This is a genomic window from Methylorubrum suomiense (assembly GCF_022179765.1).
In the GTDB taxonomy this organism is placed as follows: domain Bacteria; phylum Pseudomonadota; class Alphaproteobacteria; order Rhizobiales; family Beijerinckiaceae; genus Methylobacterium; species Methylobacterium suomiense.
On the sequence record NZ_BPRE01000011.1, the window covers coordinates 35,003 to 59,581 of the forward strand.

The window sequence follows — 24,579 nt, forward strand, 5'->3', positions numbered from 1 at the left end:
GGTGTCAGGCGCCGGTGCGGAGGAGCCGGTCGAGGATGCGGCCCTCCAGCGCGGCGAGCGCCGGGTCGCCGCGGCGGCGCGGGCGCGGCACGTCGACATCGACGTCGAGGGCGATGGCGCCCTCCTCGATCACGAGAATGCGGTCGGCCATCGCCACCGCCTCGCCGACATCGTGGGTGACGAGGATCGCGGTGAAGCCTTGCGCCTCCCAGATCCGCTCGATCATGGCCTGCATCTCGATGCGTGTCAGGGCGTCGAGGGCACCGAGGGGCTCGTCGAGCGCCAGCAGAGCCGGGCGGCTGACGAGGGCGCGGGCGAGGGCCACCCGCTGGCGCTGCCCGCCGGACAGGGTGGCGGGCCATTGCCCGGCCTTCTCCGACAGGCCGACCTCGCCGAGAACGTCGAGGGCGCGTGCCCGACGATCCGCCTTGCCGATGTCCCGCGACAGGCCGACCGCGACGTTGTCGGCGACCCGCGCCCAGGGCAGCAGACGCGGCTCCTGGAACATGATTCTCTTCGTTTGTTCGCCGCCGCTGAGAGCGATGCGGCCGGCGCTCGGCTCCTCGAGGCCGAGGATGAGACGCAGCAGGGTGCTCTTGCCGCAGCCCGAGCGGCCGACCACGGCGACGAATTGGCCGGCGGGAATGGTGAGGTCGAGACTGCGGATCACGGACGGGCCGCCCTCGAAGGACTTCGAGAGGCCGCGGATCTGGATGCCGAGGCCGCGGTCGGCGCGGCGGTCGGATGTCTCGGGGAGGCGGAGGGCGGCGGTCATCGATCGGGTCCGAGCTTCGGGGTTCGGGGCGTGTCGCTCATCCCACCGATCCTGAGGTGCCGCGCAGCGACCTCGAAGGAGGGTTCCAGGGATCGCGCGGTTCGCTGGAGCCCTCTTTCGAGGCCTCCGCTTCGCTCCGGCACCTCAGGATGAGGGACAGGGTGGGATGGACGGGAGGGCGTCGAGCCCCCTCACGTGTTCCGGTAGGCCGGGTTCCAGCTGAGGCAGGCACGCTCCAGGGCGCGCGTCAGGCTGTCGGCGATCTTGCCCAGCAGCGCGTAGATCAGGATCGCCAGCACCACGACATCGACCAGCATGAACTCGCGCGCCTGCATCGCCATGTAGCCGAGCCCGGAATTGGCCGAGATCGTCTCGGCCACGATCAGCGTCAGCCACATGATGCCGAGGGCGTAGCGCACGCCGACGAAGACCGAGGGCAGCGCGCCGGGCAGCACCACGCGCCAAAACAGCTCGCGCCGGTTCATGCCGTAGACCCGGCCCATCTCGATCAACTGCGGATCGACGGAGCGGATGCCGTGCAGGGTATTGGCATAGATCGGGAAGAACACGCCCAAAGCCACGAGGAAGAGTTTCGCCTCCTCGTCGATGCCGAACCACAGGATGACGAGCGGGATCAGCGAGAGGTGGGGCACGTTGCGCACCATCTGCAGGCTCGTATCCGTCAGCCGCTCGGACAGGCGCGAGAGGCCGTTGGCCAGCCCGAAGAACAGGCCGATCCCGCCGCCGATCAGAAAGCCCGACGCGGCGCGGGCGAAGCTGACCCAGAGATTCTCGAACAGCTCGCCCGTCAGGGCCAGCCGCCAGCCCGCGGCGGCGACGTCGAGGGGGGCGGGCATGAACCGGGTCGAGACCAGCCCAAGGGAGGCGGCCGCCTGCCAGCCGACGATGACGAGGGTCGGCAGCAGCCAGGGAAGCAGGCGCCCGGCGTCGAGCGAGGTGCGGGCGGCGGGCTTCGGAGCGGCCTCGGCGCGGCCCGGAAGCGAGCGGATGGCGGCGGAATCGGCCATGGTCGGGCTCATCCGTTGTTGGTGTTGCGCGGTTGCCAGACGATGTCGGCGACGCGGACGGGACGGGGGATGACGCCGAGGGCGTGGAAGCGGTCGGCGATGCGCTGCTGCTCGGCCGTCACGGCCTCGTCCATCGGCGCGATGACGTAGCGGATGCGATCGACCGTCCGCCGCGTCGCGGCGAGCGGAACGCCGGTGATGCGGGAGAGGCTGGTGGCGACGCTGCCGCGATTGGCCTCGCACCACACGGCGACCTCGCCCAACGCCGCGAGCGCGCCGTCCAGCAGGGCCGGCTGTTCCTCGGCGAAGGTCTTGTTGGCGAGGAAGAAGTTGTTGGTCGGGGTGATCTCGGAGGCCTGGGCCAGCACGCGCACCCCCTCCCCCTGCTCGGCGATGGCGAAGTAGGGATCCCACACCGTCCAGGCGTCGACGGTGCCGCCGGCAAACGCGGCGGCGCCATCGGCGGGCGCCAGCAGCACGGGGGTGATGTCGCGATAGGTCAGCCCCGCTTTCTCCAGCGCGGCGACGATCAGGTTGTGCGAGGAGGAGCCCTTGGCGAAGGCGACCCGCTTGCCTTTCAGCTCACTGAGCGAACCGATGGTCGAACCCTTCGGCAGCAGGATCGCCGCGCCCGAGCCACCTTTCGGCTGCGCGGCGGCGTAGACGAGGTTGGCGCCCGCGGCCTGGGCGAAGATCGGCGGTGCGTCGCCGGTCTGGCCGAAATCGATCGCCCCGAGATTGAGCGCTTCGAGCAGCGGCGGGCCGAACGAGAACTCGACCCAGCGCACCGTGGCGCCCTGCCGCTTCAGCCGCGCCTCGATGGCGGCCTGCTCTCGGGCCACCGCCAGGATGCCGTTCTTCTGGTAGCCGATGCGCAGCACGCCGGGCTCGGCGGCGCGGCTAAGGCGCGGCGCCAGCGCGGTCGCGAGGCCGGCGGCGATGAGGTGGCGGCGGTGGAGCATCGCTGACGGCCTCAGCGTGCGGCGGCGGCGCGGGGCAGCGCCTCGCTGAGGGCCGCCGCATCGATCAGCCGGGCGAGTTCACCGGCGGCCTGCGCGACGCGGGCCCGGACGAGCTCGTCGGCGACCCGACCGTCCGCGATCTCGGTGTCGCCGGCATAGACCGAGGTCGGCACGGTCTGGGCCGAGAAGAAGCCGAAGAGTGGGCGCAACGAATACTCGACCACGAGCGCATGGCGCGGGCCACCGCCGGTCGCGGTGAGCACCACCGGTTTGCCGATCAGGGCCTCGGGGCCGACGAAGTCGATCAGGTGCTTGAACAGACCGGAATAGCTGCCCTTGTAGACGGGCGATCCGATGATCAGCGCATCCGCTCCCTCGATTGCCTCGACGATACGGGCCGCCGGGAGTGGGAGGGCCGAGCGGCTCTCGACCGCGATCCCGGTGCCGGCATCGACCAAATCGTAGATCTTCAGCTCGATCGGACGCAGCCGCGCCACCTCGGAGGCGACGGCCTCGACCAGGGTCCGGGTGCGCGAGGGGCGGCGCGTGTTGCCCGAGAAGGCGACGATACGAGTGGGCATGGGTGCGTCCGTCCTGCTGGCTCGTCCGGCAAGCGAGCGGCACGACTCTCCCGTCGGACGGAGCGAGAGCGCGCCGTCCGCCGGAAAGGATGCCGTTCGTTGTGCGGGATGAAGATGTTTTGTTGGAGGGAAATGTAATGAATGCAGGGGCCTCGGATCAACGGATCGATCTTGCGTTGTTCCTCCGAGACGGGAAAGAAATGCCTGCAGTTCTAAGCTTGCGGGGAAAGTTCTTCGCGGTGCCTCTCATCGGCTCTGTGCCACGAGGAAAGGCTGCCTTTTATTGGCTGACGCCCTTCGTTCGCTGAGCCGAACGAAGGCGGGTCGGGTGCGTGGGGCGTCGACAGCGCGGGCGCTTCCCCTCCCATGGCCAAGGCGCAGAGATGGGTCGCGCAGGTTTCAGCGTGGCACGAATTTTCCCGTCCCTGTCGGCTTTCCGCGCGGGACGGGGTAACGGCTCGGATGTGCTGGAGGACGCGCGAGCGCCCTACCCCCGCAATCCCGGCGCTTCCTGGCCGGTCCGTGCCACGTACTCGGTATAACCGCCGCCGTATTGATGGACGCCGTCGGGCGTCAGCTCCAGCACGCGATTCGACAGCGCGGCGAGGAAGTGGCGATCGTGGGAGACGAAAAGCATCGTCCCCTCGTACTGAGCCAGCGCGCCGATCAGCATTTCCTTCGTGACGATGTCGAGGTGGTTGGTCGGTTCGTCGAGCACGAGGAAGTTCGGCGGGTCGAACAGCATCTTGGCCATGACGAGCCGGGCCTTCTCGCCGCCCGAGAGCACGCGGCAGGGCTTCTCGACATCGTCGCCCGAGAAGCCGAAGCAGCCGGCCAGCGCTCGCAGCGACCCCTGGCCCGCCTGAGGAAAGCTCGCCTCGAGATCGCCGAAAACGGTGGCCTCCCCGTCGAGCAGGTCCATGGCGTGCTGGGCGAAGTAGCCGAGCTTGACGCTGCCGCCGACCGTGACCGAACCGGCATCGGGCGTGGCGGTACCGGTGATGAGCTTCAGGAGGGTCGATTTACCGGCGCCGTTGATGCCCATCACGCACCAGCGTTCCTTGCGCCGGATCGAGAAGTCGAGCCCCTCGTAGACGATGCGGCTGCCGTACTTCTTATGGATGCCCTTCAGCATCGCGACGTCGTCGCCGGAGCGCGGGGCGGGCTGGAATTCGAACGCCACGGTCTGGCGGCGCTTGGGCGGCTCGACGCGCTCGATCTTGTCGAGCTTCTTCACCCGGCTTTGCACTTGGGCCGCGTGGCTGGCCCGCGCCTTGAAGCGCTCGATGAACTTGATTTCCTTGGCCAGCATCGCCTGCTGGCGCTCGAACTGCGCCTGGGCCTGCGTGTCGGCCATGGCCCGCTGCTGCTCGTAGAAGCCGTAATCGCCGGAATAAGTCGTGAGGCTGCCGCCGTCGATCTCGATGATCTTGGTGACGATGCGGTTCATGAACTCGCGGTCGTGCGAGGTCATCATCAGGGCGCCGTCGTAGTTCTTCAGGAAATCCTCGAGCCAGATCAGGCTTTCGAGATCGAGGTGGTTCGACGGCTCGTCGAGGAGCATCACGTCGGGCCGCATCAGGAGGATACGGGCCAGAGCCACGCGCATCTTCCAGCCGCCGGACAGCTTGCCGACATCGCCGTCCATCATCTCCTGGGAGAAGCCGAGGCCCGCCAGAACCTCATAGGCCCGGCCCTCCAGCGCATAGCCGTCGAGTTCCTCGAAACGGGCCTGCACCTCGCCGTAGCGCTCGATCAGCGCCTCCATCTCGTCGGCGCGATCCGGGTCCGCGAGGCCCGCCTCGATCTCCTTCAGCTCCGCGGCCACGACGCTGACGGGACCGGCGCCGGCCATGGTCTCGGCGACCACGGTGCGGCCGGACATCTCGCCGACATCCTGGCTGAAATAGCCGATGGTGATGCCGCGATCGGTGGAGACCTGCCCCTCATCCGGTGGCTCCTCGCCGGTCATCATCCGGAACAGGGTGGTCTTGCCCGCTCCGTTCGGGCCGACGAGACCGGCCTTCTCGCCTTTCTGCAGCGCAGCGGAGGCCTCGACGAAGACGAGCTGCCGGCCGTTCTGCTTGCCGATCTTGTCGAGGCGTATCATGGCGTCCGCGGGCCCGGGTCTCTGAGGATTCGCCGCGGACTTACGGCATCGGCGCCCCGCCGGGAAGCCGCAGCCCTGCCCAGCGCGCAGGCCAGCCTCCCGCGTCACCGCGGTCCCCCTGGGAGCGGAGGCCGCCATGTTTCCGGCTTACCGCAGCGCACAAAAGCGCGCTTTCACGATCATCTCCGGAAGGAGCCCCATGCTCCCGCTTCCCATCCTCGCGCTGGCTGTCGCCTCGTTCGGCATCGGCACCACCGAATTCGTCATCATGGGGTTGTTGCCCGAGGTGGCGCGCGACTTCGCCGTCACGATTCCCCAGGCCGGGCATCTCGTCTCGGGCTACGCCATGGGCGTGGTGATCGGCGCGCCGATCGTTGCCATGGCGACCGCGCCCTTGCCCCGCAAGGCGGCGTTGCTGGCGCTGATGGCGGTGTTCACCCTGGGCAACCTCGCCTGCGCCCTGGCGCCGGCCTACTGGCCACTGATGGCGGCGCGGGTGGCGACCGCCTTCGCCCACGGGGCCTTTTTCGGCATCGGCGCCATCGTGGCCCGCGACCTCGTGCCGAAGGAGAAGCGCACGCAGGCCGTCTCGCTGATGTTCGCTGGGCTCACCCTCGCCAACGTGCTCGGCGTCCCGCTCGGCACCGCACTCGGACAGGCTCTCGGCTGGCGCGCCACGTTCTGGGCGGTGGTCGGCATCGGCTTCGCGGCGGGCGCAGCCATCGCATTCGCCCTGCCCAGCGGCATGCCCGGTACGCGCGGCGGGCTCGCGAAGGAGTTCCGGGCGCTGGGGCGCTGGCCGGTTCTGCGGCCGATGCTCGTCTCCACCCTCTCTTCGGTGAGCTTCTTCACCGTCTTCACCTACATCGCCCCCTTCCTCACCGGCGTCACCGGGCTGACACCGGGCGGGGTCACGGGCGCGCTGTTCGCTGCGGGCGTGGGACTCACTGTCGGGAATCTCGCGGGTGGCTGGCTCGCCGACCGCAGCCTGATGGGCACGGTGCTCGGCAGCTTCGCCGCGCTCGTCGTGATGCTGTTGATCCTCGCTCTGGTGGCGCCGCACGCGGTGCCGGCGCTCGCCGTGCTGGTGCTGTGGAGCGCCCTCGCCTTCGCGCTGGTCTCCCCGCTTCAGGTCTGGGTGGTGGAGGCGGCGAGCGATGCGCCGAACCTCGCCTCGACGCTGAACCAGGGTGCGTTCAACCTCGGCAACGCCACCGGTGCCTGGCTCGGCGGCACGGCGCTGACGCTGGGGGCGGGCTATCGCGAACTGCCGATGCTGGCGGCGGCGGTCTCGTTCCTCGGTCTCGGCCTCGCGGCCACCGCGGTGCTCCGGGGCAAGGAAAAACCGTCCCTGAGCCTCGCTCAGGGACGGTCCTGAAACGTCGAGAGCGCTCGCCCGATGCGAAGGCGTGGGGCGGGCGCGGATCGGCGGGGGATCACATCGGCGGGGTGAGACCGTCCTTGCCGACCGCCACCAGCTTGGCCGTCAGCTTGTCGCCATCCTTGGCCGCGACCACGAACACCTTGCCGCCGGGCGTCAGCACCGACTTGTCGGACTTCTCGAAGGCCACGATCGGGGCCTTGGGCGGCACCACGATCGTCTTCGAGCCATCCTTGTCGTAGGTGACGGTGAGCGTGCGCTCGCCCGAGGCACCGCTGGCGGTGTTTCCGGTCACCGTGGCGTTGGTCATGGAGCTCTTGACCTTCGGAGCGCCGCCCGCCGCACCGCTCGCGCCGCCGGCCTTGACGGTGCCGTTGGTCATCGAGCTCTTCACCACCGAACCGCCGCCGGTCTGGTCGGGGATCGCGTCCCAGGCATAGTGGCCCTCGGCCGTGCCGCGCATCTCCTCGGGGAACAGCACCACTTCCAGGGCGGTCGGCGGGTTGTCGCCCTTGGTGGCGGTGCCGATGAAGACGCCGTCCTTGATCTGGTCGAGGCTCGATTTCACCACCCAGGCGAAGGTGGCGCCCTCGATCTGTACCGTCTGCGTGGTGCCTTCGTTGGTCTTCACCGTGAGCGTACCGGCATCGCTCTTCTCGACCGTGCCGCGCACCCGCTGCAGCTCGGGCGCCGCGTAGGCGCTGCCGGCCAGCGTCGTCATCGCCGCGACCGTGAGCGCCGTCCACATCGTCCGTTTCATCGTGATTCCTCCGGTTGGGATCGGAGGCAGTTATGGGGCGGTGACCCGCCACATCCAGCTTGCGCGCGACACAGTGATGCACAAGCGATCTTATTTTACCCTTCAGTCCTCCAGCCCCTGCGCCTGGCGACGTGCGCTACGGACCTTGTCCATGCGCGCGACCGAGAAGACGGAGGCCTCGTAGAGCAGCAACATCGGGATCGCGAGCGAGAGCTGCGAGATCACGTCGGGCGGGGTCAGGATCGCGGCGGCGACGAACACCAGCACGATGGCGTAGCGCCGCTTCTCCCGCAGGAAGGCGGCATCGATGACGCCGATCTGGCCGAGCAGCGTCAGGATCACCGGCATCTGGAACGCCAGTCCGAAGGCGAAGATCAGCGTCATGATCAGCGAGAGATACTCGTCGACCTTCGGCAGCAGCTTAATCGTCGCCTCGCCCGGCTGCCCGATCTGCTGGAGCGACACCGAGAACTGGATCAGCAGCGGCATCGCCAGAAAGAAGACGACGAGCGCACCGAGCACGAAGAAGATCGGGGTTGCGACGAGATAGGGCAGGAAGGCTTGGCGCTCGTTGCGATAGAGGCCCGGCGCCACGAAGGCGTAGACCTGCGTCGCGATCACCGGGAATGCCAGGAAGCCCGCGCCGAAGACGCTGAGCTTGATGTTGGTGAAGACCTGTTCGAGAAAATGCGTCGCGATCAGCTCTGCGTTCTGAGGGCCGACCACCGAGACGTAGGGGTGAACGAGGATGTTGTAGATCTGCTTCGAGAAGAAGAAGCAGCCGAAGAACATCACGATGAAGGCGATCAGCGACTTGATCAGTCGCGAGCGCAGCTCGATCAGGTGCTCCAGGAGGGGCGCCCGCGAGGCCTCGATCTCGGCCTCGTCACGCTCGTCGGTCATGAAGTCGGGCCTGTCTCGGGCTTGCCGGTCTCGGGCTTGGCCGTTGCGGGAGAGGCCGCCTGCGCGGCCGCGGGTTCGGAGGCCGGGCGCGGCACGTCGAAGCTGCCGGTATCAGGTGGCGTGGTGGAGGTCCCCGCCGGAGCGCCGGTGCGACCCTCGACGGCGCTGCGGATCTCGTTGCGGATGGTGTCGACCGGATTGAAGCCGGGCTTGGCCGCATCGACCGTGCGCTTGACGCCCTCGACATCGCGGCGAACCTCGTCGAGTTCGGCCTCGCGGATCGCCTCGTTGAACTGATGTTGGAACTCGCCCGCCATCCGGCGGACCTTCGTCGTCACCTGACCCAGCGTGCGCAGGGCCTTCGGCAGGTCCTTGGGTCCGATGACGATCAGGGCGACGCCGCCGATCAGCATCACCTCGCCCCAGCTCATATCCAGCATTGCAGCGTCCGTCCCGCGGGTCCGCGCCTGATTAGGACGGTCGCGCCGTCCGCGCCATCCTGCCCGGCGCCGACCGCATCGGCGTCGGGCCGTGGCGCGTGATCCGTCAGACCGCCTTGTGGTCGCCGGCCGGCACGTGGGTCTGCTGCGGCCCGGCATGGGTCGCGCCCGGAGCCGGGTTCGGCGGCAAGGTGCGCATCGGCTCGCCGGCGGAGGGCGGCGGCACGGCGTTGTTGGCGCCGGGGGCCGTCTCGTCGTCGGCCATGCCCTTCTTGAAGGCCTTGATGCCCTTGGCGACGTCGCCCATCAGTTCGGACACCTTGCCGCGGCCGAACAGCAGCATGACGACGACCGCCACGATGACCCAATGCCAGACACTCATGCTGCCCATGGCAACCTCTCCTGCACCGCGGCCCTCTCCTGGCGGCGGCGCCTCTCCTGAACCCTTGAATTGGGGCGAACCTAGGGATCGCCCCGCAGGAACACAAGCAGCACAGGAGGACGCGGGCGGGACAAAGGACGTATTGACGGGCTGAGGCGGTCAATCGTGACCGTACCGCCGCAGCCTGCGGCGGTCGGGCTCCGACGATTTCGCCCGCGCCGCGAATGCGCTGAAGGCAATCCCGCAGCGGAAGTCGCTGTCACTCGGCCTTGGCGTTGACCTCGAGCTTGTCGAGCACGGCGGCCGGGGTCGGGGCGGTGCTGACATCGACCATGCCGAGGCCATCGCCGTTCTTGGCCTTGGCGCTGATCGAGAGGGTGCCCGGCTTGGTGACGAACTTCCCCATCGCCGCGCCGATCGCCTTGGCGGCGGCGGAGTTGCCGAGAATGACCGGGACCCCGATCACGCTCGCGGTGACGTATTCCTTGCGCAGTTCGTCGGGTTTGAGGCTCAGCGTCTTGGCCTGGGCGGTGATGAAACGGTCGAACAGCCCACCGTTTTCCAATGTCAGGTCGAGCGCCTTGGCGGTGGCCGAGAGCATGGCGAAGCCGGAGACCGCCGCGTCGGGATCGAACACATCGGGCCCGATGCCGCCCAACGTCGCGTTGAGGCGAAGGCGGCCCATATCCTTGCCGGTCAGCGACACTTCGTTGAGGGACAGCTCCTTGGTGCCGTCGTTCCACGCGGTATCGGCGATCACGTCGAGATCGAGATCGCGGTAGCCGTAGAGGCCGAGGGAGCCGAGGCCGGGAACGCTTTCCACCGCCGTCGCCGGTAGGGTCAGGCCCGAGAGCGACAGACGGCTCGCGGTCGGTACGCCGTCCTTGGGCGGTCCGAAGGTGATGCTGCCGCCGCGCACCCCCACATGCATCGTGGTGGTCTTCACCGCCGGCTTCGCCTCGGGTCTGGCCGCCGGTTCGGTGCCGTGTCCCGGCAGATCGAGGCCGAGATCGGACAGGGTCAGTGTGCCGATGACCGGTGTGAGGCGGCGCAGCTCCGCCTCCTGCGCCGCCGGATCGGAGACCCCGGGTGGCGGAGCGGCCTTATCGGCGGGCCGGTCGCCGGGCTTGTCCTGCGCGACCGGCACCGCCTTGGCCAGCCGGCGCAGGGTGGCGATGGTCGGCTCCAGCGAGAAGCCGGTGAGGGCGAGCCGCCCGATCTTGCCGCGCGCCTCCGTCGAACCGAAGACGACGTCGCTGAGGGTCACTCCAGCCTCGGCGCCGTTGCCCGTGTAGGACAGCTTGCCGATGGCAAAATTCAACGGATCGGGGCCCTTCACCTCCTTCACCGCGATCTCGCTTGCCTCCAGGCCTCCGATCGAGACCGATTCGGCGAGATCGGCGATGAGCCCGGCGGCGCGGGCGCGCTTGACCGGATCGGGCTGCGAGAGGTCGGCGGTCGAGAGGGATTCGACGGCGCCGGACCACGTGGCGGGAGTCTGACGGCCGGCGAGGTCGCGGCCGGTGAGCCGCGCGATCGAGACGGTGGTGCCGCGCTCGTCGATGAAGGCGATGCTCTCGGCCGCGATCGTTGTGTAGAGGCGCTGGAAGCCGCTGCGGGCGCTGCCGGCCTCGACATAGAGGCGCGCAAGCGCAGTCAGATCGATGTCCTCCGCGCGGATCTTTCCGTAACTGCCGCTGGCCTTGGCCGGCTGCCCCACGGCGCCCTCGACGGACAGAGTGGCACCCGCCGAGGTGAGTTCGCTGATCCGCCCGCCATGGACGTTGCGGGCCGTGACGTCGCGATAGGTCACGATCTGACGCTTGTCGGCGCTGCGGCGCTCGACCCGCAGCTCGGGCATCGTCAGGCTTCCGGCGTCCAGGCGCTGGAGGCGGGTCGCCCATCCCTCCTTCGCGTCGACCTGGAAGATCGCGAGCAGCTCCTCCTTCGACAGCCGCGTGCCGCTGACCGCGACCCGCGGGACAGTCACGCTCGTCTCACCGAACGAGAGCGTGACGTTTTCGAGGACGAGATCCTGGACGGCGGACGCGGCCTCCTGCGCCGCGGCGGGCGCCACGAGTGGCGAGGGCAGCGGGGCGGCGAGCAGCGCCGCCGCGCAGGCCTGGGCGAGCAGCGCCCGCGTGAGAACGGGACGGCGCGTCGGAAGCGTCATGGGTCGATCGGATCGGAGGCTGTCGAGGGAAGGGAGCCGTGTGCAGGCACCATCCCTGCCGGTTTTCCACAGGCGAGGCAATTGCGCGGGCGCCACGGGAGGCTGTTCTCTCCGGCCGGGATCGTCGATGCCGCACGGTGGTGCGCGCAACCGCGTACCGCCCGATTCCGCGGCATCACCCCTCGCCCAGGCCGGACGTCTCGCCGTCGGCGCTCATCGCGCCCGCCGCCACGGCTTGGGGGAGAGGCTCTTAATCGGCCTCAGATTGCGAACGACGTGCCGCAACCGCAGGACGCCGTGGCCTGCGGGTTTTCAATCTTGAAGGATTGGCCGATCAGGTCGTTCACGAAATCGATGGTCGAGCCGCCCATATATTCGAGCGAGACCGGGTCGACGAGCACGGTGGCGCCGTCGCGCTCGATCACCACGTCGTCCTCCTCGCGGGCATGGGTGATGTCGAAGGCGTAGGAGAATCCGGAGCAGCCGCCGCCGTTCACGCTGATGCGCAGCGACGACCCTGGGGGTTCGCTGCCCATGATCTCGTTGATGCGCTTGGCGGCGCGGGCGGAAAGGATGATGTCGGCCATCGCGGTCAAGGTCCCGTCTCGAACCTGTGTGTCGTGCGGCCGCCGCGATTGCCGCGGGCGGGCCTCACACAAGATATGAGGTGCGAGGGTGGGCCGCAACGCGGTCGGTCGCGGAAGGGTGAGCCAGTGGGGCAGAACGGCGAGCGCTGGCGGGCGCCCTACGCCACGGATCCAAGCGCGACCCGCGGCCGGCTGATCCCGGAGCCGTTCTCGCCGACCCGAAGCGACTTTCAGCGCGACCGCGACCGGATCATTCACTCGACCGCGTTCCGGCGCCTCAAGCACAAGACGCAGGTCTTCGTGCATCACGAGGGCGACCATTACCGGACGCGCCTGACCCACACCCTCGAAGTCAGCCAGATCGCCCGCGCGCTGGCTCGCGCGCTCGGGCTCGACGAGGATCTCGCCGAGGCGCTCGCCCTCAGCCACGATCTCGGCCATACCTGCTTCGGCCATACCGGCGAGGACGCGCTGGACGCCTGCATGGCCCCTTATGGCGGCTTCGACCACAACGCCCAGGCCCTGCGCATCGTCACGCGGCTGGAGCGGCGCTATGCCGGCTTCGACGGGTTGAACCTCACCTGGGAGACGCTGGAGGGACTGGTCAAGCATAACGGGCCGTTGCTGGATGCCTCCGGTGCCCCCGTCCGTCGCTACGCCGCCACCGGCATTCCGGCGGCGGTAACCGAGTACAACGCGATCAACGATCTGGAATTGTCGTGCTTCGCCGGGCCGGAGGCGCAGGCGGCGGCCCTCGCCGACGACATCGCCTACGACGCGCACGATCTCGACGACGGTTTGCGGGCCGGCCTGTTCGACCTGGCGGATCTGGCCACCGTACCGTTCCTGAAAGGGCTGCTCGACGAGATCGACCGTCTCCATCCCGGCCTCGAGGCATCCCGAAAGATCCACGAACTGGCCCGGCGGGTCATTACCCGCTTCGTCGAGGACGTGATCCGCGAGAGCGAGGCCCGGCTCGCGGCCCTGACGCCGTCCAACGTCGCCGACATCCGCGGGGCGGATGCGCCGGTAATCGCCTTCTCGGCCGGAATGGCGGAGGCCGATGCCTCGATCAAACGCTTCCTCTACGCGCGGATGTATCGGCATCCGGGCGTGATGGCGGTGCGGGCCAAGGCCAATGCCATCGTGGCCGATCTGTTCGGCGCCTTCCGGGAGGACCCGACGCGGATGCCACCGGAATGGTCGGAGGGGCTCGCCGACGCGAGCGAGGCCCGGCTTGCGCGCCGGGTGGCCGATTACATCGCCGGCATGACCGACACCTACGCGGTGCTGGAGCACGGACGCCTGTTTGCCGAGACGCCCAACCTTCATTGGAGCCCGCCGAGTCGCGGATTGCCGCTGACGGAGCCTTGAGGCCCCGCACGGCTTCTCGTGTATCGGCGCAAATCCCTGATCGCCCGCCCCCCGCCCCGGCCGGGATCGGGGGAATCGGCAGGAGACACAGCGTGACCGACGAGCACCGCGCCCCCCGCGAGACCCGTGCCGGCTATCCGCGCCTCGTTCCGCTGGCGACGCGCTGGGGCGACAACGACGTCTACGGCCACGTCAACAATGTCGTCTATTACGCCTTCTTCGACACCGCGGTGAACGGCCTCCTCGTCGAGGCCGGCGCCCTCGACATCGCCGAGGGCGCGGTCATCGGGCTCGTGGTCGAGACCGGCTGCCGCTACTTCGCTCCCGTCGCCTTTCCCGATGCCCTGACGGCGGGCGTGCGCGTCGCCCGTCTCGGCCGTACCAGCGTTCGATACGAGATCGCGATCTTCGCCGCGGGCGAGGACATGGCTGCCGCCCAGGGACATTTCGTGCACGTCTACGTGGACCGCCGGACGCGTCGACCGGTGCCGCTGCCGGAACGCCTGCGGGCCGTGCTGGCCGGACTTGCGCGGCCGGGACGCGAGGCGCCGTGACACCCCCCGCGCCCGTTGCTATGCCCCGGCCCTGACACTTCGGCCGCTCGACGCCTTCGCCGCGCGGCCGCGCCAGCGGAATGCGCAGAGCCCCATGAACATCTTCGCCCTGTTCGAGACCCGCGTGCGGGAGGCCCTCGAAGCCCTGATCCGCTCCGGTACGTTGCCCGAGGGGCTCGATTTGTCGCGGGTTCTGGTCGAGCCGCCGCGCGATCCGAGCCACGGCGACCTCGCCACCAACGCCGCCCTCGTCCTGGCCAAGGAGGCCAAGCAGAACCCGAAGGCTCTCGGTGAGGCGCTGGCCGCGGAGCTTCGCGCCGATCCCCGCATCGTCGAGGCGAGCGTGGCCGGCCCCGGCTTCATCAACCTGCGGCTCGCCCCCGAGATCTTCCACGAGGTGATCCGCGCGGCCCTGCGCGACGGCGAGGCCTATGGCCGGGCTCGGATGCCGGGGGGCAAGGTCAATATCGAGTACGTCTCCGCCAACCCCACCGGGCCGATGCATGTCGGGCACGGGCGCGGGGCGGTGTTCGGCGATGCGCTGGCGAATCTTCTGGTCGCCGCGGGCCGCGACGTCACGCGGGAATATTACATCAACGATGCCGGGGCGCAGGTCGACGTCCTCGCCCGCTCCGCCTTCCTCCGCTACCGCGAGGCCTTGGGCGAGACGATCACCATTCCGGAGGGACTCTATCCGGGCGATTATCTCAAGCCGGTCGGTGAGAACCTAGCGCAGGCCCATGGAAGGGCTCTCCTCGACAAGCCGGAGGCCGAGTGGCTGCCGCTGGTGCGCGGCTTCGCCATCGACGCGATGATGGACACGATCCGTGCGGATCTCGCCGCCATCGGCATCCGGCACGACGTGTTCTTCTCCGAGGCGACGCTTCAGGGCGGTGACGGCGGCAACAAGGTCGCCGCCTTGCTGGAGGCGCTGCGGGAAAAGGGCCTCGTCTACGAGGGCCGCCTGCCCCCGCCCAAGGGCCAGCTCCCGGAGGATTGGGAGGACCGCGAGCAGACCCTGTTCCGGTCCAGCCAGTTCGGCGACGACGTGGACCGGCCGCTGCTCAAATCCGACGGCTCCTACACCTACTTCGCGTCCGACATCGCCTATCACCGCGACAAGTGGCTGCGCGGCGCCTCGGAATTGATCGACGTGCTCGGCGCCGACCATGGCGGCTACGTCAAGCGGATGCAGGCGGCGGTGCAGGCGGTGAGCGACGGCGAGGCCAAGCTCGACGTGAAGCTCTGCCAACTCGTGCGGCTTTTGCGCGCAGGCGAACCGGTGAAGATGTCGAAGCGGGCGGGCGAGTTCGTGACGCTCCGCGACGTGATCGACGAGGTCGGACGCGACGCGATCCGCTTCATGATGCTCTACCGCAAGAACGACGCGACCCTCGATTTCGACCTCGCCAAGGTGGTCGAGCAATCGAAGGACAACCCGGTCTTCTACGTGCAGTACGGGCATGCCCGCCGCTTCTCGGTGCTGCGGCAGGCCCGCGAGGCCATGCCGGGCGAGGATCTCTCGGCACAGTCCCTGCTCGCCGATGCGGACCTGTCGGTGCTGACCGATCCCGGTGAGATCGAGATGATGCGGCTTATTGCTCAGTATCCGCGCGTGCTCGAATCGGCGGCGGCGGCCCATGAACCTCATCGAATCGCGTTCTACCTCTATGAGACCGCAAGTTCGCTCCATAGTTTCTGGAATAAGGGCAAAGACTTGCCGCAATTACGGATTGTTAATCCAACCGACAGAAAGTCCACCCGGGCCCGCTTGGCCCTCGTTGAGGCCCTCGGCGGCGTGCTCGCTTCCGGCCTCGCGGTTCTGGGTGTTTCCGCGCCCGACGAGATGCGGTGACGCCGGCAGGCGTTTGATGAGGAAGAGGCCATGACGGGACACGCATCGCGCGCGACGGTCGATTTCGATGCCTTCGAGCGCGAGCTGCGTCAGAGCGCGGGTGAGAATCCGGCGGCCAAGGCGTCGGCTCCGGCCGCCGCCAAGGCCGATCCGCTGGCCGAGCTCGCCCGCATCGTCGGGCAGGACGATCCATTTCGGGCGCTCCTGGAGGCGCGGGAGAAGAGCGCCGCCGGTTCCGGCGCCGAGGCCCGGCCGGGCCGGGTCGAGCCGACCTTCCTCGACGCGCCCTCCCCGGCGCAGGACGATCCGACTGCCCAGGGACGACGCGCCATGACCTCCGCCACACCATCCTCGCCCGACTCCGCGGTGCCGGCTGCTGGCCAGCCCGCCACCAACCCTGCCGACGCCTTCGATCAGTACCTCGCCTCGGTCGAGCACAGCCTCTACGCCGGCGCTCAGAACCCGGATCAGGCGGTGTTCGCCGAAGCCGAGGAAGGGTATCGCGCCGGTCCCGTCGAGCGTCCGCGCCAGCGCGGCCGGATGATTCAGGTCGGTGCCGGCCTCGCGGTGCTGGCGGTCTGTGTGGGCGGGGCCCTCGCCTGGCGCGGTTCCCATGGCGGCAGTTCCGGGCCGATCACGGTGCTCGCCGACAAGACGCCGCTCAAGGTGCAGCCGACGGCGACCGACGGCGTCGAGATTCCCGACCAGAACAAGCAGATCTACGATCGCAACGCCAAGGATGGGCAGATCAAGATCGTCAATCGCGAGGAGCAGCCCCTCGACGTGAATCAGGCGGCCCGGAGCGCCGCATCACGCAACGACGGCGCTCCCGGCCAGAACGCAGCGGGGCAGAACGGCGCGACCCCGGGTCAGGGCGGCCTGCTGACCGATTCCCTCGGCGAGCCGCGCCGGGTGCGCACCGTCGCGGTCAAGCCCGACACCCCGCCCCCGGCACCGCAGCAGGCTCCGGCCGCGCAGGCTGAGGCCGCGCCGGCTTCGCCGATCCCCACCATGACGCTGCCCGACACTGCGGGCGGCTCGACGCCCGCCGCGACGCCGCGCCGGACCACGCGCGCGGTGGCCAGCGCCACGCCGATGCCGATGGCCGATGCCACCACGCCCTCCGAGCCAGAGCCGGCACCGGTGGCGCCCCGCAAGGCGCCCCAGCGCGTGGCCTCGGTCGCTCCGGAGAGCACCGCCAGCACGTCCAGCACCGCGGCCATTCCGGCCGACCCGGCCCCCGCGGCGGCCCAGGCCAGCGTCGGCGGCTTCTCGGTCCAGCTCGGCGTGCGCGGCAGCGAGAGCGAGGCCCGCGCCGCACTCAAGCAGATGCAGGCCAAGTACAGCCAGCTCTCCGGCAAGCCCGAACTGATCCGTCAGGCTGAGGTCAACGGCAAGACGATCTACCGCGTCCGCGTCGGGCCGCTGGCCAAGAACGAGGCTTCCAGCCTCTGCACCGAGCTGCAGGGTGCGGGCGGTCAGTGCTTCGTGGCCAAGAACTGAGTGTTCGAGGACTGATGCGCCGCGGCCTCAGCGGCCGAGGCCGGTAGGGACGCGACCGAACCCCGTTTCGGTTGCCCCGCCCGGGATCGCCTGCTTCGCCGGAAGAGTCTCGGCCTCTCGCGTCTGGTTTCCAGTCCGTTCGGGGCCGCTCCTTCGGCAATCCGAAGGGAAAGGCGACGGGAGCGGTGCGCGAGGCGCCGACGCGGCTGGTCCCGATCGTCGCCGCTCACCGGCCATGCCTCGCGGACCGGCGCCCGTCTCTTCGACAAGGACGTCGGCGCAGGGGCCGGCATTCGTCGTTTCCAGCTCATAGAATGATCGCATCCCGCTGCTCTTGCCGCGAACCCATTGCCTTTCAGGACGCCGGCCCATGACCTCCGCTTCCGATGCCCGCGCCGTCATCCTCGGCTGCTCCGGCACCACCCTGACCCCGGAGGAGACCGCCTTCTTCCGCGACGTGCGGCCCTGGGGTTTCATCCTGTTCAAGCGCAATATCGGCACGCCGGACGCCGTGCGCGCCCTCACCGCTTCCCTTCGCGAGACCGTGGGCCGGGCGGATGCGCCGATCCTGATCGATCAGGAGGGCGGACGGGTGCAGCGCATGGGGCCGCCGCATTGGCCGAAATATCCGGCCGGTCGCCGGGTCGGCGCCCTCGGCACCGATCTCGCCCGCCTCGGGGCCCGTCTGATGGCGCAGGATCTCGCCGAGGTCGGAATCAATGTCGATTGCGCACCGATGCTCGACGTGCCGGTCGCCGGCTCCGACGACATCGTCGGCGACCGGGCTTTCGGGACGGATCCGGGAACCGTGATCGCCACCGGCCGCGCGGTCGCGGAAGGTCTGCTGGCAGGGGGCGTGCTGCCGGTGATCAAGCACATGCCCGGCCACGGGCGGGCGACCTGCGACAGCCATCTCGATCTGCCGGTCGTCGCCGCCGACCGGCAGAGCCTGTCGGCGAGCGATTTCCGCCCCTTCCGGGCGCTGGCCGATCTCCCGCTCGCCATGAGCGCGCATGTGGTCTTCACCGCGATCGACCCGGAGCGGCCCGCCACCCTCTCGCCGACGGTGATCCGGGAGATCATCCGTGGGGAAATCGGCTTCGACGGCCTGCTGATGACCGACGACCTGTCGATGCACGCCCTGCGGGGCGGGTTCCGCGATCGGGCCGAGGCGGCCTTCGCCGCCGGAATCGACGTGGTGCTCCACTGCAATGGCAGCATGGACGAGATGCGGGGCGTGGTCGAAGCGACGCCGCATCTCACCGGTATCCCGGCCCGTCGCGCCCAGGCCGCACTTGCTCGCTTGGCCGAGACCGATCGTTTCGATGTCGCCGAAGCCCGCGCCCGTTTCGAGGCGGCGTTGCAGGTCGCCTGACCCATCGATAGACGGTCGCGCGTCCCGCGTCGGGGTCGCACCATTCACCGTCAAGCGGTGCGTGATAGGCACTGGGGTATACGGGGAAAGCCGGCCGATCCGGCTCGACTCCATCGGCGGATGGCCTACCACCGCGTCATGACGCCCGTGAACCGCTGCCTCGGTAAGGTCCATCATCTCTCCGCGATGGCGGAGGATGCTCTCGTCGATCGTCTCGGCCTGGCCCTGGACGAGTTGGAGCGCGCCTATCGCAAGCCGAGCGAGCGCGTGGTGGCGCTCGAAGCCGTTCTGCACGGTGTCGAACGCGATCCGCGCCGTCATGTGCAGACCTTCGCCGATTTCGTCTGCACGCTGATCGAATCTCGGCAGAGCCGTTAAGTGACCCCGGCCTAGACCGCGCCGTTCCCTTCCGAACTCCATCAATCCGTCGAGGCGTGATCACCGTGAAGGGTGGCACGCCTCGCTGGTCCCGCCGCCTGCGAGGCGGAGAGAAGCTGCCCGATGCTGGCCTGTGGGCAGCGCCGTGACCGCGGCCGCTCCGTCTCAGTAGACGCCGGCCACCTTGGAGCGTGAAGAGGTTTTCGCGGGTGCCTTGGCCGGGCCCTTGTCGGGCGTCGCGGCGGGCCCGGATTTCGCCGAGGTCGCGGAGACCGCGGCCAAGCGGGCGATGGCGAGTTTGGAGGAGGACGGCATCGCCGCCATCCGCGCCGACGGCTCCGGTGCGGCGGGGCGCCCGGCCGTCTTCACGGCAATGGCCGGGACGGTCGCGGTGCGCGCCGGCGCGACTGCCTGCATCGGAGCGGCCTTCGGCGAGGCGGCGGCCAGGCGCAACGGCGGCGGTGCCAAGCGCAGGGGCGCGTCGCGATGGCCGGCGGGGGCCGCACTCCGGGCTTCGGCGACAGCCCGGTGCGGCTCGCGGGATGGATGGGACCGATCCGCCACGCGGGACGCGGTGGCGACCGAGGGAGCGGTTGCGACGGACGGCCGGAACGGCGCAGCGCGGGCGGCGGTCGGCTGCACCGCAGCCGGCACCGCGACGCTCGCCGTGCTCGCCAGCATGATCGGCGCGGCCCGGGTCGGACGCGGGGCCGGGGCCGCCTCGGGAGCGTCGTCGCGCTCCTCCGCCGGCTTGAAGGCGAGCGCGCGGGCGGGACGCTCGAACCGCTCGGGCGCGGCCTGCTCCGGCTCGGAGGGGCCGAGATCGGCCATCATCACCGGGGCGCGGCCGATCGAGGCCGGGCTGCCGTCGGTGCGCAGGGTGGCGAGCAGCTTGCGATCGTCGCTGCCGGCGATGGAAGCCTTGCCGGCATATTCGATGCGCACCCGCGCAGTGCCCCGTCGATGGAATTCGAGGGCGCGGGCGGCTTCCTCCGAGACGTCCATGACGCGGCCGGCATGATAGGGCCCGCGGTCGTTGACGCGCAGCATCATCGAGTAGCCGTTGTCGAGATTGGTCACCCGGACATAGCTCGGCAGCGGCAGGGTCGGGTGGGCGGCGGCGATGGAATGGCGGTCGAACACTTCGCCGTTGGCGGTCACGCGACCGTGGAAGGCGCTGCCATACCACGAGGCCAGACCCTCGCGGACATAGCCGCGGGCATCCTCGCGCGGCACATAGGTTTTGCCCGCCACGACGTAGGGTTTGCCCGAGAAGCGGCGCCCGCCGCCCTTCGGAATCACGTCGCCCTCGTTGTAGACGCGCTTGCTCGCCCGCACGCCGTATTTCGGGTCGATCTCGCTGCCGGAAGACGAAACCCCGCCGCCGAATTGCGGGGGCTTGTTGGCGCAATTGGCGGTGAGCAAAGCCACCGCGCAGGCCGCCAGCAGACGCGCGACCGGCAGGGAACGCTGCGCCGGATCAAATCCGACCGTCCTGACACCCGCCATGCTGCCCGCCCGCTTCCCGCCTACGCCACAGGGCTCCCTCCGGCCGCGGGAAGCGGGGTCGTCGGGATCACGCTCACTGGGTCGGACACCACGCTCCGACCGTCCCCAAAGGATCGTCCAGACGCGGTAAAGGAAGGCTGAACGAAAGGGGCGGAACGATGCCGCGAAGGACCGAACAGCGCCCGTAGACGGATGCAAGTCTCTGTCCCGCATCGCGAAAGCCGATCCGTGCTCGATCCCCACACGTTCTGATCGAACCCTTCGCGCCGGGGCTGTGCACGACCGGCCAAGGATGCTCCCAGGCCGGAGCCTTACCCGTCGGGCCTCATACCCCTCGCCGGACCGGGATCACCGTTTCCGATCGACGAAGCCGGGAGGTGGTCGAGCGGGGCGAGCGCTCACACGCTGCTCAGCCGGGTGACCAGAACGGCGAGCTCGCTCTGCCGGTGAATGTCGAGCTTGGCGTAGATCGCCTTCAGATGCGTGCGGACCGTGCTTTCACCGATCGCAAGGGTCGCCGCAGCCGCCCGCGGCGTCGAGCCCCGGCCGATCAGGGTGGCGACCCGCGCCTCCGCCGCCGTCAGACCGAGGGGCTCCAAGAGCGGTTCGATCGCGCGGGCGGCGGGCGCCAGCAGATCGCGCACCAGAAGGATCACGCCGCCCTCGCGACTCCGCGTCAGCGCTCGATAGGCTTCGGACCCGTGGAGCGGCAGGCCCTCGACGAAGAGCGGGCGGCCGCCGCCCTTGCGCCGGAGCAGGATCGAGGCGTTGTGCGCCTGGGCGGGGCCGGGCAAATGCTCGGCCAGGAAACGGCCGAACCGTGCACGGTCGGCCGGCTCCGCCGCCTCGGGCTCGCGGCCGGGGCGCAGGACGAGATAGCCCGAAACGAGGCTTTCCGCTGCCGGGTTGACGCTCCGAACCTGACCCTGCCCGTCGAGGCAGACGATCCCGGCCCGCATCCGATCCAGAGCGGCGGCGAGATGACCCGCTTCACGCTGCGCCGCCCCGAGGATCATCGTGAGCTTGAACGCCCGCGTGGCATGCGGGCCGAGCCACTGCAGCCGTTCGAGTTCGTGGCGCTCGAAGGGGCCGCGGGCGGCGTCGCGCGGGGCGCTGAAAGACAAACCGGTGCCGTCGATGGGGTCGGCGTCGAGGCAGGCGGCGAGATCGTCGAGACCGTGGCGGCCGAAGAGATCCTGGATGAAGGGGTCGCGGCTCTTCTCGTCGGTGGAAAAATACATCGCGTCACAGACGATCGTCCCGGGGGCGAGACCGAGCGCCGTCACGCGGGCGATGCGCGTGTCGAACTGCCACCAGCCGCCGATCCGATAGTCGTGGTCGACCGCGTTGAGCCTTTCCGAGTGGAGCGTCACGGGCGTGCGCTGCGGATCGTGGGAGACGATCAACCCGCCCCGAGCCCCGACGGCGTCGGCGATCGCATCGAGCGTCTCGGGCCATCGCTCCGGATCGAGGGCGGCGGCGTAGCACGCATCGATCAGGGTGGAAGGGTCGAAACGCGGCATCGCTCGGCAATTCTCAATGCAATCCGCATGGGATTGCACGGATCGTCCGTGATGTCAGTTACGAGGATTAACCGAGCGGTGGATGAAAAGCGTTGATCAGTGTTCGGATGCGAGGGCGGCTGCGGCGATGACCGGGGAATACTCCCGACATCCCTCAGGCGTGGGTGCCGAGAGCTCGCCTCGACGGCCCGTCCCAACGCAAGCTCGATGTCATTGTAACAAACGCTGTGCGATGAAAGCTTTGGGGATCCGGTGCGCGCCGCCTTCGTGGCGGAGCGCCGAAGCCCAGGGTGAGAGGCCCGCCCGGTGGAGGGTCGGTTCCGCGCTCAGCCCTCGATCCGCGAGAAATCCGCCACTTCGCGGGTCGCCGCACGCAGGGCGTTGAGCAGGCGCAGGCGGTTCTCACGCAACGCCGGATCGTCCGCGTTGACCGTGACGGTCTCGAAGAAGGCATCGACCGGCGCGCGCAGCCGCGACAGCGCCCGCATCGCCCGGGCAAAATCCTCGGCCGCCACCGCCGCGGACGCTTCCTGGCGGGCAGCTTCGAGGGCCTCCGCCAGCGCCCGTTCCTCCGCCTGCCCGGCCGTCGCACGGGCGGCATCGGGGGCCGCGTCGTAGGCGCGCCCGTCCTTCTTCTCCTCGATGCGCAGGATATTGGCCGCGCGCTTGTAGCCGGCAAGCAGGTTCCGGCCGTCGTCGGTTCCGAGGAACGCGCCCAAAGCCTCGACCCGGCGGACGACGAGCAGAAGATCGTCCTGGCCCGGCAGGGCGAACACGGCGTCGATCAGGTCGTGCCGGGCGCCCTGGTCGCGGAGATAGACCTTGAGGCGGTCGGCGAAGAAGGCGAGGAGATCGGCACTGCGCTCGGCGCCGCTCGCTGCGAAGCGAGGCGCCATGAGCGCGACCAGCGACAGCCGAAGCGACCGCTCGATCACCGCGCGGATCACCCCTAGGGCCGCCCGCCGGAGCGCGAACGGGTCCTTGCTGCCCGTCGGCTTCTCGTCGATCGACCAGAAGCCGACCAGCGTGTCGAGCTTGTCGGCCAGCGCCACCGCGATGGAGACCGGATCGGTCGGCACGCGGTCGGAGGGACCGACCGGCTTGTAATGCTCCTCGATCGCCGCGGCGACGCTCTCGGGCTCACCCTGGAGCGCCGCGTATTTGCGGCCCATCAGGCCCTGCAATTCCGGGAACTCGCCGACCATCTCGGTGACGAGGTCGGCCTTGGCGAGCCGGGCCGCACGCTCGGCGAGCGCCGGATCGGCGCCGACCAGCGGCGCGATGTCCCGGGCAAGGGCCGCGATTCGGCCGACGCGCTCGCCCTGCGTGCCGAGCTTTTCATGAAAGACGATGCTGTCGAGCTTCGGGAGGCGCGCCTCCAGCTTCGTGGCCTTGTCGGTCTCCCAGAAGAACCTCGCGTCCGAGAGCCGGGCGCGGACCACACGCTCGTTGCCCGCCGTGATCGCGGCGCCGCCATCGGTGGCGACGAGATTCGAGACCAGCAGGAAGGCTGGGGCCAACGCCTCCGTGCCGGATTTCCGGAGCACGAAGCATTTCTGGTTGGCGCGGATGGTCGCCCGGATGGCCTCGGCGGGGATCTCGAGGAAGCGCTCGTCGAACGAGCCCATCAGCACGACCGGCTTCTCGACGAGGCCGGCGACCTCCTCCAGCAAGCCCTCGTCCTCGACCAGATCGAGGCCGCTGGCGAAGGCGAGGTCGCGGGCGTCGTGCAGGATCATGTCCTTGCGCCGGTCCGCATCGAGGATAACCTGCGCGCGTTCCAGCGCCTGGGCATAATCGTCGAAGCGGCGCACCTCGAACGGCTCCGGCGCCAGGAAGCGGTGGCCCCGGGTCGTGGTCCCGGCCGCGATCCCGTCGACCGAGAACGGCACGATCTCGGGATTCTCGGTCTCGGGGCCGAAGGTGGCGACGATTGATTGGAGCGGGCGCACCCAGCGCAAGGAGCCGGGCTGCGCCGAGGCCGCGCCCCAGCGCATCGATTTCGGCCAGGGAAAGCCCTTGATGATGCCCGGCAAAATCTCGGCCAGGACATCGAGCGTCTCGCGGCCGGGCCGCTCGATCACCGCGAGATAGAATTCGCCCTTCTTCGGGTCGGTGATGGTCTGCGCCTGGTCGAGGCTCGTCAGACCCGCGCCCTTCAGGAAGCCCTGCACGGCGGCCTCGGGGGCACCGACGCGGGGACCGCGCCGCTCCTCCCGCACCGCTTCGCCCCTGACCGGCAGCCCGGCGACGTGCAGCGCGAGGCGTCGCGGCGTCGCGAAGGCCTTGGCGCCCTCGTAGAGGAAGCCGCGCTCCACCAGCGCGTCGGTGACGAGCTTCTTCAGATCCTCGGCCGCACGCCGCTGCATGCGCGCGGGGATTTCTTCGGAGAGGAGTTCGAGGAGAAGGTCAGGCATGCGCGCGGG

General features: G+C 69.5%; 21 protein-coding genes. 7 read left to right on the forward strand and 14 right to left on the reverse strand.

Features of this window, described 5'->3' with window-relative positions:
- Positions 1-4: 4 nt before the first annotated feature.
- From MFF26_RS17345 to MFF26_RS17365, 5 genes are all read right to left on the reverse strand, one after another.
- Entirely contained in the window at positions 5-775 is a 771-nt protein-coding gene (locus MFF26_RS17345) for an ATP-binding cassette domain-containing protein (protein WP_137827104.1), read from the reverse strand.
- Positions 776-966: 191 nt separating this feature from the next.
- A complete protein-coding gene (locus tag MFF26_RS17350) occupies positions 967-1,803 on the reverse strand; it encodes an ABC transporter permease subunit (RefSeq protein WP_137827105.1) in 837 nt (278 codons plus the stop codon).
- 8 nt (positions 1,804-1,811) lie between these two features.
- Positions 1,812-2,765, reverse strand: a complete 954-nt coding sequence (locus MFF26_RS17355; protein WP_137827106.1) for an aliphatic sulfonate ABC transporter substrate-binding protein — start codon at positions 2,763-2,765, stop codon at positions 1,812-1,814.
- Positions 2,766-2,776: 11 nt separating this feature from the next.
- Positions 2,777-3,346 carry an FMN reductase gene (gene msuE, locus MFF26_RS17360; protein ID WP_238308257.1) on the reverse strand — a complete coding sequence of 190 codons (570 nt, stop codon included), beginning with the start codon at positions 3,344-3,346 and terminating at the stop codon, positions 2,777-2,779.
- 487 nt (positions 3,347-3,833) lie between these two features.
- Entirely contained in the window at positions 3,834-5,456 is a 1,623-nt protein-coding gene (locus MFF26_RS17365) for an ABC-F family ATP-binding cassette domain-containing protein (protein WP_137827108.1), read from the reverse strand.
- A 199-nt stretch (positions 5,457-5,655) separates the two neighbouring features.
- Here MFF26_RS17365 and MFF26_RS17370 point away from each other — a divergent pair, with 199 nt between their 5' ends.
- Positions 5,656-6,834 (forward strand): MFS transporter, encoded by a 1,179-nt coding sequence (locus MFF26_RS17370; RefSeq protein WP_137827109.1) that lies wholly within the window; start codon positions 5,656-5,658, stop codon positions 6,832-6,834.
- A 58-nt stretch (positions 6,835-6,892) separates the two neighbouring features.
- On the opposite strand, the gene MFF26_RS17375 is transcribed toward MFF26_RS17370, so the two are convergent.
- From MFF26_RS17375 to MFF26_RS17400, 6 genes are all read right to left on the reverse strand, one after another.
- A complete protein-coding gene (locus MFF26_RS17375; RefSeq protein ID WP_137827110.1) occupies positions 6,893-7,597 on the reverse strand; it encodes a metal ABC transporter permease in 705 nt (234 codons plus the stop codon).
- A gap of 102 nt (positions 7,598-7,699) precedes the next feature.
- Positions 7,700-8,500: a twin-arginine translocase subunit TatC gene (tatC, locus tag MFF26_RS17380; protein WP_137827111.1), complete on the reverse strand. Its 801-nt coding sequence runs from the start codon at positions 8,498-8,500 to the stop codon at positions 7,700-7,702.
- Positions 8,497-8,940: a Sec-independent protein translocase protein TatB gene (gene tatB, locus MFF26_RS17385; protein WP_137827112.1), complete on the reverse strand. Its 444-nt coding sequence runs from the start codon at positions 8,938-8,940 to the stop codon at positions 8,497-8,499. The genes tatC and tatB overlap by 4 nt, the downstream gene beginning before the upstream one ends.
- Before the next feature lie 106 nt (positions 8,941-9,046).
- Positions 9,047-9,331 carry a twin-arginine translocase TatA/TatE family subunit gene (locus tag MFF26_RS17390; protein ID WP_137827113.1) on the reverse strand — a complete coding sequence of 95 codons (285 nt, stop codon included), beginning with the start codon at positions 9,329-9,331 and terminating at the stop codon, positions 9,047-9,049.
- 250 nt (positions 9,332-9,581) lie between these two features.
- Positions 9,582-11,495, reverse strand: coding sequence for an aq_1923 C-terminal domain (locus MFF26_RS17395; RefSeq protein WP_238308258.1), 1,914 nt, complete (start codon positions 11,493-11,495; stop codon positions 9,582-9,584).
- Between the two features lie 260 nt (positions 11,496-11,755).
- Entirely contained in the window at positions 11,756-12,082 is a 327-nt protein-coding gene (locus tag MFF26_RS17400) for a HesB/IscA family protein (RefSeq protein ID WP_137827115.1), read from the reverse strand.
- 75 nt (positions 12,083-12,157) lie between these two features.
- Between MFF26_RS17400 and MFF26_RS17405 the strand changes: the two genes are divergently transcribed.
- The 6 genes from MFF26_RS17405 to MFF26_RS17430 all read left to right on the forward strand — a co-directional run bounded on the left by MFF26_RS17405 (position 12,158) and on the right by MFF26_RS17430 (position 19,121).
- Complete coding sequence (locus tag MFF26_RS17405) at positions 12,158-13,456, forward strand: deoxyguanosinetriphosphate triphosphohydrolase (protein WP_137827116.1); 1,299 nt, start codon at positions 12,158-12,160, stop codon at positions 13,454-13,456.
- A gap of 92 nt (positions 13,457-13,548) precedes the next feature.
- Entirely contained in the window at positions 13,549-14,010 is a 462-nt protein-coding gene (locus tag MFF26_RS17410) for an acyl-CoA thioesterase (protein ID WP_137827117.1), read from the forward strand.
- 94 nt (positions 14,011-14,104) lie between these two features.
- Positions 14,105-15,865: an arginine--tRNA ligase gene (gene argS / locus MFF26_RS17415; protein ID WP_238308259.1), complete on the forward strand. Its 1,761-nt coding sequence runs from the start codon at positions 14,105-14,107 to the stop codon at positions 15,863-15,865.
- 30 nt (positions 15,866-15,895) lie between these two features.
- Complete coding sequence (locus MFF26_RS17420) at positions 15,896-17,368, forward strand: SPOR domain-containing protein (protein WP_137827119.1); 1,473 nt, start codon at positions 15,896-15,898, stop codon at positions 17,366-17,368.
- A gap of 370 nt (positions 17,369-17,738) precedes the next feature.
- Positions 17,739-18,743, forward strand: coding sequence for a beta-N-acetylhexosaminidase (gene nagZ / locus MFF26_RS17425; RefSeq protein ID WP_137827120.1), 1,005 nt, complete (start codon positions 17,739-17,741; stop codon positions 18,741-18,743).
- A 120-nt stretch (positions 18,744-18,863) separates the two neighbouring features.
- A complete protein-coding gene (locus MFF26_RS17430) occupies positions 18,864-19,121 on the forward strand; it encodes a hypothetical protein (protein ID WP_238308260.1) in 258 nt (85 codons plus the stop codon).
- 165 nt (positions 19,122-19,286) lie between these two features.
- Here the strand turns inward: MFF26_RS17430 and MFF26_RS17435 are convergent, their stop codons facing one another.
- The 3 genes from MFF26_RS17435 to glyS all read right to left on the reverse strand — a co-directional run bounded on the left by MFF26_RS17435 (position 19,287) and on the right by glyS (position 24,570).
- On the reverse strand, positions 19,287-20,630 hold the full coding sequence (locus MFF26_RS17435) for a septal ring lytic transglycosylase RlpA family protein (RefSeq protein WP_137827121.1): 1,344 nt from the start codon (positions 20,628-20,630) through the stop codon (positions 19,287-19,289).
- A gap of 398 nt (positions 20,631-21,028) precedes the next feature.
- The gene (locus MFF26_RS17440) at positions 21,029-22,153 is read right to left on the reverse strand and encodes a helix-turn-helix transcriptional regulator (RefSeq protein WP_137827122.1); all 1,125 of its coding nucleotides are present in this window, start codon (positions 22,151-22,153) and stop codon (positions 21,029-21,031) included.
- Between the two features lie 326 nt (positions 22,154-22,479).
- Positions 22,480-24,570, reverse strand: coding sequence for a glycine--tRNA ligase subunit beta (gene glyS / locus MFF26_RS17445; RefSeq protein ID WP_137827123.1), 2,091 nt, complete (start codon positions 24,568-24,570; stop codon positions 22,480-22,482).
- Positions 24,571-24,579: the final 9 nt, after the last annotated feature.

Coding starts and splice junctions, on each gene's coding strand:
- MFF26_RS17345 (WP_137827104.1), bottom strand. CDS start 775: ATGACCGCCGCCCTCCGCCTCCCCGAGACATCCGACCGCCGCGCCGAC.
- MFF26_RS17350 (WP_137827105.1), bottom strand. CDS start 1,803: ATGGCCGATTCCGCCGCCATCCGCTCGCTTCCGGGCCGCGCCGAGGCC.
- MFF26_RS17355 (WP_137827106.1), bottom strand. CDS start 2,765: ATGCTCCACCGCCGCCACCTCATCGCCGCCGGCCTCGCGACCGCGCTG.
- msuE (WP_238308257.1), bottom strand. CDS start 3,346: ATGCCCACTCGTATCGTCGCCTTCTCGGGCAACACGCGCCGCCCCTCG.
- MFF26_RS17365 (WP_137827108.1), bottom strand. CDS start 5,456: ATGATACGCCTCGACAAGATCGGCAAGCAGAACGGCCGGCAGCTCGTC.
- MFF26_RS17370 (WP_137827109.1), top strand. CDS start 5,656: ATGCTCCCGCTTCCCATCCTCGCGCTGGCTGTCGCCTCGTTCGGCATC.
- MFF26_RS17375 (WP_137827110.1), bottom strand. CDS start 7,597: ATGAAACGGACGATGTGGACGGCGCTCACGGTCGCGGCGATGACGACG.
- tatC (WP_137827111.1), bottom strand. CDS start 8,500: ATGACCGACGAGCGTGACGAGGCCGAGATCGAGGCCTCGCGGGCGCCC.
- tatB (WP_137827112.1), bottom strand. CDS start 8,940: ATGCTGGATATGAGCTGGGGCGAGGTGATGCTGATCGGCGGCGTCGCC.
- MFF26_RS17390 (WP_137827113.1), bottom strand. CDS start 9,331: ATGGGCAGCATGAGTGTCTGGCATTGGGTCATCGTGGCGGTCGTCGTC.
- MFF26_RS17395 (WP_238308258.1), bottom strand. CDS start 11,495: ATGACGCTTCCGACGCGCCGTCCCGTTCTCACGCGGGCGCTGCTCGCC.
- MFF26_RS17400 (WP_137827115.1), bottom strand. CDS start 12,082: ATGGCCGACATCATCCTTTCCGCCCGCGCCGCCAAGCGCATCAACGAG.
- MFF26_RS17405 (WP_137827116.1), top strand. CDS start 12,158: ATGAGGTGCGAGGGTGGGCCGCAACGCGGTCGGTCGCGGAAGGGTGAG.
- argS (WP_238308259.1), top strand. CDS start 14,105: ATGAACATCTTCGCCCTGTTCGAGACCCGCGTGCGGGAGGCCCTCGAA.
- MFF26_RS17420 (WP_137827119.1), top strand. CDS start 15,896: ATGACGGGACACGCATCGCGCGCGACGGTCGATTTCGATGCCTTCGAG.
- nagZ (WP_137827120.1), top strand. CDS start 17,739: ATGACCTCCGCTTCCGATGCCCGCGCCGTCATCCTCGGCTGCTCCGGC.
- MFF26_RS17430 (WP_238308260.1), top strand. CDS start 18,864: ATGGCCTACCACCGCGTCATGACGCCCGTGAACCGCTGCCTCGGTAAG.
- MFF26_RS17435 (WP_137827121.1), bottom strand. CDS start 20,630: ATGGCGGGTGTCAGGACGGTCGGATTTGATCCGGCGCAGCGTTCCCTG.
- MFF26_RS17440 (WP_137827122.1), bottom strand. CDS start 22,153: ATGCCGCGTTTCGACCCTTCCACCCTGATCGATGCGTGCTACGCCGCC.
- glyS (WP_137827123.1), bottom strand. CDS start 24,570: ATGCCTGACCTTCTCCTCGAACTCCTCTCCGAAGAAATCCCCGCGCGC.